The sequence below is a fragment of the Kineococcus mangrovi genome (assembly GCF_041320705.1).
In the GTDB taxonomy this organism is placed as follows: Bacteria; Actinomycetota; Actinomycetes; order Actinomycetales; family Kineococcaceae; genus Kineococcus; species Kineococcus mangrovi.
In genome coordinates this window covers 1-11,027 of the sequence record NZ_JBGGTQ010000015.1, presented here as the reverse complement: position 1 = coordinate 11,027, position 11,027 = coordinate 1, and the positions used below count along the sequence as shown (strand labels likewise).

19 protein-coding genes are annotated in these 11,027 nt (G+C 68.4%); 7 read left to right on the top strand and 12 right to left on the bottom strand.

Going from position 1 to position 11,027, the window contains the following annotated elements; genetic code table 11:
* Positions 1–378 precede the first annotated feature (378 nt).
* Positions 379–555, top strand: a complete 177-nt coding sequence (locus AB2L28_RS20610; protein ID WP_370720877.1) for a hypothetical protein — start codon at positions 379–381, stop codon at positions 553–555.
* Positions 556–1,120: 565 nt separating this feature from the next.
* Here the strand turns inward: AB2L28_RS20610 and AB2L28_RS20605 are convergent.
* From AB2L28_RS20605 to AB2L28_RS20595, 3 genes are all read right to left on the bottom strand, one after another.
* Positions 1,121–1,447 (bottom strand): hypothetical protein, encoded by a 327-nt coding sequence (locus AB2L28_RS20605; protein ID WP_370720876.1) that lies wholly within the window; start codon positions 1,445–1,447, stop codon positions 1,121–1,123.
* A gap of 414 nt (positions 1,448–1,861) precedes the next feature.
* On the bottom strand, positions 1,862–2,845 hold the full coding sequence (locus tag AB2L28_RS20600; RefSeq protein WP_370720875.1) for an AAA family ATPase: 984 nt from the start codon (positions 2,843–2,845) through the stop codon (positions 1,862–1,864).
* Positions 2,842–3,054, bottom strand: coding sequence for a helix-turn-helix domain-containing protein (locus tag AB2L28_RS20595; protein WP_370720874.1), 213 nt, complete (start codon positions 3,052–3,054; stop codon positions 2,842–2,844). The genes AB2L28_RS20600 and AB2L28_RS20595 overlap by 4 nt, the downstream gene beginning before the upstream one ends.
* An 85-nt stretch (positions 3,055–3,139) precedes the next feature.
* Between AB2L28_RS20595 and AB2L28_RS20590 the strand changes: the two genes are divergently transcribed.
* The 4 genes from AB2L28_RS20590 to AB2L28_RS20575 all read left to right on the top strand — a co-directional run bounded on the left by AB2L28_RS20590 (position 3,140) and on the right by AB2L28_RS20575 (position 5,203).
* Positions 3,140–3,376, top strand: a complete 237-nt coding sequence (locus AB2L28_RS20590; protein WP_370720873.1) for a hypothetical protein — start codon at positions 3,140–3,142, stop codon at positions 3,374–3,376.
* Positions 3,373–3,651: a hypothetical protein gene (locus AB2L28_RS20585; protein ID WP_370720872.1), complete on the top strand. Its 279-nt coding sequence runs from the start codon at positions 3,373–3,375 to the stop codon at positions 3,649–3,651. The genes AB2L28_RS20590 and AB2L28_RS20585 overlap by 4 nt, the downstream gene beginning before the upstream one ends.
* A gap of 257 nt (positions 3,652–3,908) precedes the next feature.
* On the top strand, positions 3,909–4,892 hold the full coding sequence (locus AB2L28_RS20580) for a replication initiation protein (RefSeq protein ID WP_370720871.1): 984 nt from the start codon (positions 3,909–3,911) through the stop codon (positions 4,890–4,892).
* A gap of 2 nt (positions 4,893–4,894) precedes the next feature.
* Positions 4,895–5,203, top strand: coding sequence for a replication protein RepB (locus AB2L28_RS20575; protein ID WP_370720870.1), 309 nt, complete (start codon positions 4,895–4,897; stop codon positions 5,201–5,203).
* 51 nt (positions 5,204–5,254) lie between these two features.
* Here AB2L28_RS20575 and AB2L28_RS20570 read toward each other — a convergent pair whose 3' ends face one another.
* The 3 genes from AB2L28_RS20570 to AB2L28_RS20560 all read right to left on the bottom strand — a co-directional run bounded on the left by AB2L28_RS20570 (position 5,255) and on the right by AB2L28_RS20560 (position 6,782).
* The gene (locus tag AB2L28_RS20570) at positions 5,255–5,515 is read right to left on the bottom strand and encodes a hypothetical protein (protein ID WP_370720869.1); all 261 of its coding nucleotides are present in this window, start codon (positions 5,513–5,515) and stop codon (positions 5,255–5,257) included.
* A gap of 248 nt (positions 5,516–5,763) precedes the next feature.
* Complete coding sequence (locus AB2L28_RS20565) at positions 5,764–6,477, bottom strand: ParA family protein (RefSeq protein WP_370720868.1); 714 nt, start codon at positions 6,475–6,477, stop codon at positions 5,764–5,766.
* 173 nt (positions 6,478–6,650) lie between these two features.
* Entirely contained in the window at positions 6,651–6,782 is a 132-nt protein-coding gene (locus AB2L28_RS20560) for a hypothetical protein (RefSeq protein ID WP_370720867.1), read from the bottom strand.
* A gap of 440 nt (positions 6,783–7,222) precedes the next feature.
* Between AB2L28_RS20560 and AB2L28_RS20555 the strand changes: the two genes are divergently transcribed.
* Together AB2L28_RS20555 and AB2L28_RS20550 are read left to right on the top strand one after the other, a co-directional pair.
* On the top strand, positions 7,223–7,435 hold the full coding sequence (locus AB2L28_RS20555) for a hypothetical protein (RefSeq protein ID WP_370720866.1): 213 nt from the start codon (positions 7,223–7,225) through the stop codon (positions 7,433–7,435).
* Positions 7,436–7,881: 446 nt separating this feature from the next.
* Positions 7,882–8,139 carry a hypothetical protein gene (locus AB2L28_RS20550; protein ID WP_370720865.1) on the top strand — a complete coding sequence of 86 codons (258 nt, stop codon included), beginning with the start codon at positions 7,882–7,884 and terminating at the stop codon, positions 8,137–8,139.
* 511 nt (positions 8,140–8,650) lie between these two features.
* On the opposite strand, the gene AB2L28_RS20545 is transcribed toward AB2L28_RS20550, so the two are convergent.
* From AB2L28_RS20545 to AB2L28_RS20520, 6 genes are all read right to left on the bottom strand, one after another.
* The gene (locus AB2L28_RS20545) at positions 8,651–8,878 is read right to left on the bottom strand and encodes a hypothetical protein (RefSeq protein ID WP_370720864.1); all 228 of its coding nucleotides are present in this window, start codon (positions 8,876–8,878) and stop codon (positions 8,651–8,653) included.
* On the bottom strand, positions 8,875–9,057 hold the full coding sequence (locus tag AB2L28_RS20540; protein WP_370720863.1) for a hypothetical protein: 183 nt from the start codon (positions 9,055–9,057) through the stop codon (positions 8,875–8,877). The genes AB2L28_RS20545 and AB2L28_RS20540 overlap by 4 nt, the downstream gene beginning before the upstream one ends.
* A complete protein-coding gene (locus AB2L28_RS20535) occupies positions 9,054–9,221 on the bottom strand; it encodes a hypothetical protein (protein ID WP_370720862.1) in 168 nt (55 codons plus the stop codon). Before AB2L28_RS20535 ends, AB2L28_RS20540 begins: the two co-directional genes overlap by 4 nt.
* Entirely contained in the window at positions 9,218–9,631 is a 414-nt protein-coding gene (locus AB2L28_RS20530; RefSeq protein ID WP_370720861.1) for a hypothetical protein, read from the bottom strand. Before AB2L28_RS20530 ends, AB2L28_RS20535 begins: the two co-directional genes overlap by 4 nt.
* Before the next feature lie 87 nt (positions 9,632–9,718).
* Positions 9,719–10,324: a hypothetical protein gene (locus tag AB2L28_RS20525; RefSeq protein ID WP_370720860.1), complete on the bottom strand. Its 606-nt coding sequence runs from the start codon at positions 10,322–10,324 to the stop codon at positions 9,719–9,721.
* The gene (locus tag AB2L28_RS20520) at positions 10,321–11,001 is read right to left on the bottom strand and encodes a recombinase family protein (RefSeq protein ID WP_370720859.1); all 681 of its coding nucleotides are present in this window, start codon (positions 10,999–11,001) and stop codon (positions 10,321–10,323) included. Before AB2L28_RS20520 ends, AB2L28_RS20525 begins: the two co-directional genes overlap by 4 nt.
* Positions 11,002–11,027: the final 26 nt, after the last annotated feature.

Here is an 11,027-nt window from a genome sequence, read left to right as displayed (position 1 = left end):
CGCTGGGCAGCCAGGCCAGCTCCGCTGCTGGCCTGCTCCTCGGTGGAGACCCGCAGGTACCCCAGTGCTCGCGGCGGCTGGTGCCGCGCGTCCGGTGTCATGGCCCAATTCTACCAGCAATCGGAGGTTTAGTGGTAGTGAGAGACGGTGAGCTACCTGCGCTTGACAGCGCGTCACAATGTGTGGTAGACTTCAAGCAATCGGAAGGTCACGGGTTCGAGTCCCGTTGTCTCCACCCATGGGGGCATAGCTCAGCTGGTAGAGCACCCGACTGATCTTGGAGCGCAAGCTCCATGCGGAGCGGTAGGGGAGTCGCACTCAGCGGCTCCCCTCTCGTGCGTCTGGGGTCATGTCGGAGGCGTCCGCCATCGTGATCACATGGCCTCCATCCCCAACGCCCCAAAGTTCCTCGAGCACCACGCCCGCGCTGAAGCGGCCCTGGATGCAGCCTTCAACGAAGCCCCCGGCGAGTACAGGGACTCCCTCGTTGCCCTGGGCCACGCCTACGCCGCCCTGGCGCAGGCCGAGGCCATCTGGCTCACCCAGCGGAGCTGAGCCTCTTCTTCGCGTGAGCGCATCCAGACGCTCGCGGACTCGGCACCCACAGCCGAGCCGTGGCGACGCCCACCGAGGTGGCGCAGCGACGGAAGGAGAAGCCAGCACCCACCGGCATTAGAAGACGGCACCAGCCGCCCGGCCTGGCCCTGCCGTCAGGGCAGCCGGCCAACACAGGCCGACCGCGACCGATCACCTGGCGTGAGCCGAGGCAGGGCCCCAGCCCTGCCCTCCGCTGGCATCGACCCGGGGATGTTTAATCCGGACCCCCACCCCCCATGCCTACAGTCGGCCCAAGAATCTTCTCCCGGTTCCGAGGCCGGTCCGTGTTGTCCAAGCATGGGCTCGGTGGGCCCCTTCTGGACTGTGAACCTGGGTACGTCTCCCACCCCATGCAGGAGGGCAGGGACCAACCAGAGTCGCTGTCTCCCAGTCGGACCACGCAGGGGAAGCATCGCCAGCAGAGCCCCCCAGGAAGCCCCGGAAGACCCGGGGCAAGGGAGGATGCTGACGCGCTCCACGTCGTCTCAGAGAGGCACTGACGGCCTCTCAGAGGGTGTCCTCGTCAGGCTTGTGCGAGGTCTCGCCTGGCAGCGTGCCAAGCCATCCGCTCAACCTTGGTTGCGTGCCACCAGCACCCACTGGCGTGGGTGATGGAGTCGATGAGCAGAACCCACTTCCCGCAGGGCGTGCCCTGACTGGTGGGCTGCAGGCAGCGGATGCGCGGGGAGGTCTTGGCGGTACGACGCACCCGAGGCGGCCGCGTCTGCGCGGTAGCGAAGACCTCAGTCGTCAGCTCGGACGAGACGGGGGCGATGGCCCCCGACGTGCCGAAGAGCTGGGAGCGCAGGCTGGCCCGCAAGCCGGCCAGAGCGGTCTTGAAGTTGGTCATGGTGGTCCTTGGTCAAGGCCGTCGCCTTGGACGACGGCATGGCTGAGGGCGGGGTCCGCTGGTGCGGCCCCGCTGGTCAGTGAGGTGGATCGACGCCGGCAGGCGGCGGAGCGGGACGGCGACCTTGGAAGAGGGCGACGCCCCGAGCAGGTACGACCAGGACAGGGAGAGCGGGCCTTCAAGCCCGCTCGTCTCCGCCGTGATCTGAGATGGCACGACGCTTCGAGCGTCGGTGCCTGCTGGTCCTTCATCCCTGAGTCGGTCGCCGTCTCCGGGGAGCCGGCCGACCCCCGGGGAGGCCGGGATCGATGTCATGCGAGGGCCCGAAGCCCTCGCTGATCTACAGGTTGCACCACCGGGTTGTCAGGGGTGCAGTGCAGTGTGCGAGCCCCTGACCTGCGGAAACACCGAGAGCTACGCGCTGCGTGCAACACCCTGTGCAAGGGCAAGACGAGCTTGGAAGGCGGCCCCGCGCCTGCCACCACCGATGGCGTTGCGCCAGGTGCCGACCGTTCCGCCCAGACCGTCGGCTAGGGCTTGGGCTCGAGCGCCGATGGTGGGCAGCTTCTCCAGGTCGTTGTCCAAGTAGAAGGCCGCGGCCTCCTCGAGGGTGGCCTGACGCTGCGGTCCACGCTCTCGGCGCAGGCTGGCTGGATCGAGCTGGAAGTCTGTCCCGTGCTCGGTGCCGAGCTGCAGCGTGAAGTCCTGGGCAGCGAGGCCGGTGTGCCCCTCGCTGCGCAGTCGGATGCTCCCGGGCTGGGGCCCGGGGGTGACCGTGGCCTGCTGACGGAAGGACTGCCCCATGACCGAGTGCCCGATGGCTCGGGCCTCGGGGCCTTCTGTGCCACCGTCCTTGATGTGGGCCAGCACCACGCTGGCGCACCCACGCTGCTGGAACACGTCCAAGCCGTTGAGGATCGGCTTGACCGCGCCGTCGTCGTTCAGGCTGCCGGTCACCAGGCGAGTGAGGTTGTCCACGATGAGCAGGGTGCGGTCGTCCGCCCGTACCGCATCGGCCAGGTTCTGCCACCAGTCGATGCCCACCCCGTGCGGGTAGGCGACCGCGTACAGGTGGCCCAGTCCTCGAGGGACGCCGGCCGCGCGGAAGGAGCGAGCGCGTTCGCTCAGCCCACCGGACTCAGCGGTCACCAGGACGACGCGCTCGATGCAGGACTCCAACGGCAGGACCCGGCCCACCGGCTGGCCCAATAAGGCACAGGCGGCCAGGTGGTCCGCGAAGCGGGACTTACCGACGTTGCGCTTGCCGATGAGCAGGTTCGGGCCGTGGATCAACAGGCCCTCCACCAGCCACTCGGGGTTGCGATCGGCCAGGTCGTAGAGGTCGTCGAGGGTGTGGATCTGCAGGTCGTTGCGGTGCAGCGCCGCCAGCGCGCTCACCGGGTCACCTGGGCATCGATCCAGGCAGCGACCTCGGACAGGCGGAAGCGCAGATGACCACCGAGGCGGTAGGCCGGCAGCGCGCCGGCCCTGGCCTGGGTCTGGACCCACTGCTCAGTGTGGCCGATGAGCTGGGCGATGGTCGTGGTGCCGACCAAAGACTCAGGGTCCTGAGTCGGCTGGATGTTGGAGGGCAGGGTGAAGCCCATCAGGGGGTCTCCTGACGTGGATGGAGTGGGATCGACGCCGATCGGCGTCCTCAGCACTTTCGGACCAAGCGCCCTAGAAGATGAGGTGCTGATCTACGGAAGCGCCCGTGAGAGCGCCTCGCATATGCCACTGGTCACGCGGGCTCAAGTCCGCGAAGCTGCCTGCAGACGTGAGCAGGAGGATGTCGTGACCTGGTTGGACGTAGCCGCCATCTCCGGCCTCATCGTGGCCTGGCAGGTAGTGCTGACCCTGATGCTGCGCCGCGCTCTAAGGCGGATGGAGCGACGGCTGACGCATCAGATGGAGAGAGTGGGCTCGTGAGCTGGTCGACGTTCTGGCCCATGCTGGGAGTCGTGGCGGCCATGTGCCTGCTGCTGGCCCCGATCCTGTATCTCCTCGTGCGTCGGGAGCTGCGCCGGAGCTTCGCGCCGCTGCGTCTGGACGTGGCGGGGCTGGAACAAGGCCCGGGCAGCTTGGGTGAGCTCACCCAGGACTTGCAGAGCATCTCGGACAAGCTGGACAGCATCCATGACTCCGTGCGAGATGCGGGAGGGTGCGTCCACGACGGAGAAGTCCCTGAAGGAAGGCGCGCATGACCCTGAGCTGGGTAGACGTGGCAGTGCTGGACGGGCTGGTCCTGCTCCTACTCGGGCTGTGGGGGATGACCGTAGGAAGCAGCTTCCGGAGGGCGTGGCGCCAGGGAACAGAACGCACGACACAGCGGCGGGAGTGGCGGGGAAGCCGAACTACCTGATTTGGCTAGCGAGTCAGGGACTGCCTACCTGAAGAAAATCGGAGCACGGTCGGCGTGTCCGACGGAGTGACAGCGATCTTGCTGCCACGGTTGCCCACCATGACGGGGCTCACGGCGCAGGAGTGGACCTCCGCGCACTGGCGTCCCCGCCGCCCCCTGGCCACCGACGACCTGACCCTGGGCTGCTGGCGCCAGAGCCGGGAGCAGGCCCTAGAGCGGCTCTACGTCGAGCACTCCCCCAAGGCGCTGCTGTCGATGCTCGTCGTCGACGTCGACCACCCCGACACCCTCATGCGCGCCATCGGCCTACCCCGCGCCCACCCCGAGCCGTCGTGGGTGGCCGAGGGCCTGTCCGGGCGCGGGCACGTCGGGTGGGTGCTGTCGGCGCCGGTGTGCCGTACCGACGCCGCCCGCCCCGAGCCGTTGGAGTTCGCCGCCCGCGTCCAGGAAGGTCTGCGCCGTGCCGTGGACGGTGACCCCGGGTACGCCGGCCTGCTGACCAAGAACCCCACCCACGACGGCTGGTACCCCACCTGGGGCCGGGCCGAGGCCTACGAGCTGCGCGACCTGGCCCGCGGCCTGGGCGACCTATTCCCCCGCGCGCTGCCCAAGCGGGCCGCCGAGCAGACCGGCCTGGGCCGCAACGTCCACCTCTTCGACACCCTGCGCCTGTGGGCCTACCGCGCCCGCTACCGCTACACCGACCGCCAGGAGTGGGAGCAGACCGTCCTGGCCTACGCGCTGAACGTCAACACCGAGTTCGTCGTCCCCCTCGGCGTACCGGAGGTCAGCGACACCGCCCAGTCGGTGGCCCGGTGGGTCTGGCGCCGATTCTCCCGCGAGGGCCTGGTCGTCATCCAGACCGTTCGCGGCCAGCGTCGTGCTGCCCAGCCCAGCGCCGCCGAGGCCCGATCCAAGGGCGCTGCCACGACCAACCGCCTCAACGGCCCCGCCGTACAGGAAGGGCGTAGCCGCGGAGGGCGGGCTAACACTCCTGCCCAACTCGAGGCACGACGAGCCAACCTCGCCAAGGCACACTCGAAGCGCAAGGCACTACGCGAAGCGGTGCGGGAGGTGATTTGACGGTGGCTGCGACCGATCGTCGTCGTCGGACGATGACAGCTCGTGAGGCGGCAGCTCGGTTCGGGCTGGCTCCTCGGACCATCCGCGACATCGTGGCTGAGCCTCGTGAGGAGTACCTGGCCCGTGCCAAGGCGCGACGAGACCATGCCGTCGAGCTGCGTAGCCAAGGCATGAAGCAGCGCGAGATCGCTGAGGCGATGGGTGTACCCATCGGCACGGTCGGACGGCTGCTGTGGGAGGCCAAGAAGCTCGCAGCCGAGGATGCTGAGCGCACCGCACAGGAGGTCCTGCAGGAGCGCGAGAGCGCTTAGCCAGCCCCTGGTGTGGGATGCGTGCCGCCCCGCACCTCCTGAGCCGACGCCCTACCTCCTCTTACGACCAGCAGCCCCCGGGGTAGTCGGGGTGTCCTTGATCTCTCGCACGATCTCCTCATGCGACAGATCCGCCAGCAGCCGCTTCATGGCCAGGCGGACCACTGCGGACTTGCTTACGTCCAGGCGTGGACGCTGGGACGTGCCCAGGTAGCGCAGCGCTTCCAGTGCAGCGTCTTGGTCCTCGTCCAGGTAGACCGCGACCTTCCGCAGGTCCGGGGCCTTGGCAGGGGGCTCGGCCGGAGCGCTCACCTGCGGGGTGGGCTCATTGACCGGAGCGGGCTTGAGGGGGCCTGTGGGCTCCTCTGAGAGCCCCGGGAACTGCTGCTGACCCTCAGGCACCTCCGGTGCTCCTGGGGCTTCCTGGGGCCGCGTAGCGGCTGCCTCGGGCGCGGGTGCCGGGTGCTGGGGTGGGAGCACTCGCCGGCTCTTGGCCGACGGTGGGGGCGGCTTGCGCTTGGCGCGGTCGGCGCGGGCGTCCAGGGCGTCCAGTCCGTTGCTCACTCGGGGTACCTCTTCACCAGATCGGCCAACTCGTGCAGGGCGTCCACGACGGGCTGCAGGGCCTTGGCGGGACGGGGCTCGGCGGTCATGGCCATGCGCTTGCGGCGCAGGCCCACGGCGCTCACGGCAGGGATCGGTGGGCCGACGCGCACCGGGGTGCCCGTCACCATCTCGCGCAGCTTCTTGCGGCTCTGTGCGTCCGGGACGCGCGGGACCATGTTGGGCACCAGGACCAGCGGGTAGTCCGCCATCTCCGTGACCATGCCGGCCGTGGCCTCGAGCTCCTTGACCCGCAGCGGGACCGGGGAGACAACGACCTGGGAGACGGCGCAGGCTCCATCGCTCCACGCGCTCCATCCGGGGTGGGTGTCCACCACGACCCACTCGGTGTCCCACTCCCCCGCCCAGCGCTGCAGGGCGCTGGCCACGTCCTCCGAGGACGGATCCAGGTAGACCAGGTTCGGGTGCCCCGGCACCAGATCAGGCTTGCCGTGGCCGCGTAGGGGTCGCGGCGTGCGGTCCTTCTCGAAGGCGTCCATCAGCGGGACCGTGGTGCGGTCCTCATGCCGGTAGCCCCAGACGCGGGAGGCGCTGCCCTCGTCCCACTCGAAGTCCACCAGCGGCGCGCTCAGCAGCTGCGCCAGCTCGTAGGCGACGGTTGTTTTCCCCACTCCCCCCTTGCGGGAGTGGACGGTGAGGATCTTGGTCACGGTCGCAAGGTAGCTGTGCCGACCCATCGATACAGGGATGTAGGGATCTCTCGACGTGTCGACCAGTTAATACATCGATCTGTTGATGTAGCGATCTGTCGACAGAATAACGCTCCCAGCAACTGTCGTCTCTTGGATCCACCACCAAGGGCGTATCGGCGCCCTCGCTCCTCTCACCCCGTCACGTCGACTTCATGTTCTACGGCGCGGACTACGAGCTCATGTTCGTCCTCGACGAGATCCACCTCGGTCACGGTGACGGTCAGGTCGTCAGCGGTGATGTCATGACCGGTCATGACCGTCACGGTGACGGAGGTAGGCCCATCTACTGGCAGCGCCACGCCGACCGGAAGGCGGCGAGGGTAGATGGGCTCTGGTGAGCAACGAGTCCAGCGCTGGGGGTCCTCATAGGTACAGGGGTGCTCCGCTTTCCGACCTTGGGGAGGTCTGGTCGTGACGCTTGGCCTCAAGCGGGTCAAGCCCGCGACCCCTGCCCTGTGGACAGACCACTGTTTCGGACGCCGGGCTTGTCCGGGCGGTCGTGCATCATCAAGGGGAGGGATCACCAAGAGCGACACCCAGTACGAGGACCGGGCCCAGCCCGTGCCCCTCAGCATCGGAGGTCAGGAGACTCCTCAACGCAAGAAGCGGCCCCAACAAGGCCGGGTGTTCCACCACCCGGAGCCCCTTGCCAGGACCGCTAGTCCATCTCGCCGCAACCAACGAACAAGAAGGAACCGTTCCGATGATGACTCATGCCGTCCACCCTCAGCGACCCCTGCGCCCGACTGACCTCGTTCGGCTGCTGCTCGCGGCCTGGCTGCTGGTGACGATCCCTGCGGTGCTCGTCTACGCCCCGGACACCGCTCCGGTCCTGATCTGGGCCCAGGGCGGTCTCGGGTGCGTGCTGCTGGGGATCGACCTCCCGAGGCGTCTGCTGGCGCTGGCGCACTCGTAGCTCTGGACGGTCACCGGCTGGGTCGCCGCTCGGGCTTCCCCTCCCCAGCCGCGCTCAGCCGGTGACCTGAGAGCAGTGCAGCACCGAGGTCCGACATGACGCCCAAGCCGACGGGGGGAGTGAAGCCCCAGGGCGTCGAGGTCGATCCATCAACGGTGACCTCTGCTGCGACTTCCCAGCGCGCCCGTCAGGTGCGCACGACGGTGACCGCTGCCCGTCATGGGCAGTCGTGGACGGCGGCTGAGGACGCCGAGCTGGCGGCCTGCAGCAGCAACAACGACCTCGAGGCGTTCGCGCTGCGCTGGGGTCGGCGGTTCCTCCGGTCGAGCAGCGCCGTCGTCGTCCTCGTCCCCGTCCTGACCGGGTGCCAACAGGCACCGGCTGGGTGTGATGAGCCAGGAGGCCGACGGCTGATCGTCGTCGTAACTGACCGGTAGGACTGGCCCATGAGCGACGACCAGCAGCCCCTGCTCACCAGCGACGACCTGACCGAGGAGCAGCTGGCCTGGGCCCCGGCCAGCGCTGAGGAGCTGGCAGGTCAGTGGCCGATGGCTCGCAAGATCGAGATGTGGGACGGCGACCCGATGTTCTACGCCTTGGAGGAGTGGGACTGGCGGTCGGTGGCGCTCGCTGCCCGGACCTTCCCGGGCGTGCGCGTGGAGCTGCTGGACCCCTGGCACCTGGCAGTGCGACTGAGTCGCTGAGCGGGAGGGCCACCGGCCTCCCGCTGCTGGGTCTTCCCCACCCGAACAACGGGAGACCGACGACCTGGATGCACTGCACCACCGAGGTCCGACACGCTGGCACCGAGCACTTCCCCATGAAGATCCGTTGTGGTCCACGCTGGAAGTACGAAGAACGGACAGGGGTCCGTCAGGAAGGAAGCTGGATGACGTTGGCATGACCAGGCGCTTGTATGCGGCCTGGTCGAAGTTCCACGACGCTCGCTCATAGCGACGTCGTGACCTCTTCTGCCACGTCACGGAGTTGCCTTGTCTCGCTTCAACCTGTCCACCGTCGTCGTCCTCGTCATCGTCGGCCTGTGCGCCTACTGCGTGCTCACGTCCGCCGAGGCCGCTGTTCTCACTGCCGTAGCTGCTGTCTTGACCGCCTTGGCTGGTCTGGTGGCTGTTCTTGGCCGTGGCGGGAGGGACGGAGGCCCGGGTCCTACCGCCTGAGGTGCCCTTCGGTGGGGGACTTGAACCCCCACCGAAGTCACCGCTGGTCGTTGAGGAAGTCCACCAGGTCATCGGGCTGCAGGTAGCCCAACGGGCCGTCATCGACACCGGAGCGGCCCAGCGGCACCACGGTGACGCCGGCCTTCACCAGACCGCGCTGCATGTCCTCGGGTAGCAGGTCGTCCTGAGCCAGGCGCAGCGCCCTGCGCCGGGTGGCCTCATCGGCCTCGCGCCACCAGGAGGCGATGGCCTCGCGCTGAGTCACGAGCGGCGGAGGTCCTTGACCTGAGACCGCAGGGCGTGGAGGTCGGCGACCAGGGGAGCCAGCTCGCGGCGGATGGTGCGGTCCACCAGGAACGTGGCCAGTCGGATGGTCCCGAAGACCACGCCGGCCATGACCAGGGCGAAGAGAACCACCAAGGTCCAGCCCAGCACCGGGCTCACGACTCCGCCCCTTCCAACGTGGTGACCAGGGTGCGCAGGTAGGAGCGCAGGTCGTTGGCGGCGAAGGCGCTCACGTCCTGCTGCTGTTCCCAGCGGTCCACGTCGCTGCTCAGACGGTCCAGGGTGCTCAGCGCGTCCAACACGCGCTGCTCGAGTTCGCTCATGCCTCAGCCGTGCCCGGCTCGGTGCTGCCCAGCGTGCTGGCCAGGGCCTGCAGCTGGACGCGCAGGTACGCGGTGGTGGACACGGCGGCCTCCTCCCGCTTCTCCCAGCGGTCCAGCTGGGCGTTCATGCGGTCCATGGTGTCGCTCATTCGCGCGAAGTCCACGCGCTCGAGGGCGTCCAGGGCGACCATCAAGCGCTGTTCGACCTCGCTGGCCGGCGGGTGCTGGGCGGCCTCGTGGCAGGTGCAGCTGCACGCCTCGGCAGCTGCCCGATCCTCAACAGGGTCGGTTTTTTCGCCGCTCTTCGTCCCGAACTGGATCTCATCCCAGCTGGGTACGGGCCGCTTGCCTGCGGTGCTGCCCCTCGAGGCACCTCTTCTGACCACGTGACCCTGCTTGAACTCGGGCATGAGGAGTCCTCCAAGGCGTGGTCTGGGGTGTGAACTGACGGAGCTTGGCAGAAGAGGTTGGCCCCGTCTACGGGGGCCAGATCCAGGTCAGATCCCGTAGCGAAGGCGATGCCCCGGCTGCCATCTCGGCGGAGTCAGCGGCGGTTGCTCCGTGATGGCCTGCTCCCCGTTGAGCAGATGGACGGTGAACAGCCCCGCCTGTTCTCCGGTCCAGTAGAGCTGATCGAACAACCAGTCACAGGTGACGAAGAGCTGTCCGAAGGCGGGTGCGTTGAGGCGCCCAACCCGTTGAGCCCGCTTGTCGTCAGCGGGGACGTTGACGTGGAGGAACCACCCCTGAGCATCCAGCAGCACCGACGTGGTGGCGCTGTGACCCAGATGGTCTCGGGCGTCCTTGAGCTGGTTGAAAGCTTGCGGCGCGTTGGCCAGGTGGTCGGCGGAAGACAGCTCTACTGCGATCTCTCGAACGGCTCGCATCCGATCCTCGTCTCGCATGGTGGTCAGCACTCGCTTCTGGACCAGCCACTCGATCCCTGGGGCCTTCACCACCAAGTAGCGGCTCACCAAGTGGTCGCACAGCGACTGGACTTGAGAGAACTTCCCCAGCAGGTGCAACGCCGCCTCAGGCAGGCGGGAAGGGTCGTCCCAGATGGTGTCTTCGGCGCTGTAGAGGTTGCGCCCGACGAAGCTCACCTCATGCCACCCAGGTCAGCAGCGGCCTGCGACTTGTAGACGGACTGGACGGTGGACACCCGCCAGGTCGTGCCGCCCCGGGCGGTCGGCACCCCATCTGCCACCAGGGCGTCAGCGATGGACTGCCAGGTGGCTCCACCGTCTCGCGCCGCGACGACGCGGCGCACGACCTCAAGGGGCAGCGACTGGGGACGGCCCAGCCGGACGCCTGCGGCCTTCTTGGCCGCCAGGGCGTCCTTGGTGCGCTGACCGATCAGCCGGCGTTCGTAGTGGGCCATGGAGGCCACGACGTGGGCCTGCAGCTCACCTGCGGGCGTGGTGGTGTCCACGCCCAGATCCAGGCAGACCAGCGACCAGCCGCGCCGCTGGGCGCGGTCCAGCAGTCCGGTGAAGTCGTGGACCGACCTCGAGAGGCGGTCCAGCTTGGTGACCATGAGCACGTCGGCCCGGTGCGCGTCCAGGCGCGTCAGGGCCTCGGTGAGTGCGGGCCGGTTGAGGTTCTTGGCGGAGTACCCCGCGTCCTCGACCAGCTCGAGGTCCCAGCCCCTGCGCTGGGCCTCTGCCTCAAGGGCAGCGCGCTGGGCAGCCAGGCCAGCTCCGCTGCTGGCCTGCTCCTCGGTGGAGACCCGCAGGTACCCCAGTGCTCGCGGCGGCTGGTGCCGCGCGTCCGGTGTCATGGCCCAATTCTACCAGCAATCGGAGG

Excerpts from the sequence above, each read along its gene's own strand:
- AB2L28_RS20610 (WP_370720877.1), top strand. The coding sequence starts at position 379 with ATGGCCTCCATCCCCAACGCCCCAAAGTTCCTCGAGCACCACGCCCGC.
- AB2L28_RS20605 (WP_370720876.1), bottom strand. The coding sequence starts at position 1,447 with ATGACCAACTTCAAGACCGCTCTGGCCGGCTTGCGGGCCAGCCTGCGC.
- AB2L28_RS20595 (WP_370720874.1), bottom strand. The coding sequence starts at position 3,054 with ATGGGCTTCACCCTGCCCTCCAACATCCAGCCGACTCAGGACCCTGAG.
- AB2L28_RS20580 (WP_370720871.1), top strand. The coding sequence starts at position 3,909 with ATGACGGGGCTCACGGCGCAGGAGTGGACCTCCGCGCACTGGCGTCCC.
- AB2L28_RS20555 (WP_370720866.1), top strand. The coding sequence starts at position 7,223 with ATGATGACTCATGCCGTCCACCCTCAGCGACCCCTGCGCCCGACTGAC.
- AB2L28_RS20550 (WP_370720865.1), top strand. The coding sequence starts at position 7,882 with ATGAGCGACGACCAGCAGCCCCTGCTCACCAGCGACGACCTGACCGAG.
- AB2L28_RS20535 (WP_370720862.1), bottom strand. The coding sequence starts at position 9,221 with ATGAGCGAACTCGAGCAGCGCGTGTTGGACGCGCTGAGCACCCTGGAC.
- AB2L28_RS20530 (WP_370720861.1), bottom strand. The coding sequence starts at position 9,631 with ATGCCCGAGTTCAAGCAGGGTCACGTGGTCAGAAGAGGTGCCTCGAGG.
- AB2L28_RS20520 (WP_370720859.1), bottom strand. The coding sequence starts at position 11,001 with ATGACACCGGACGCGCGGCACCAGCCGCCGCGAGCACTGGGGTACCTG.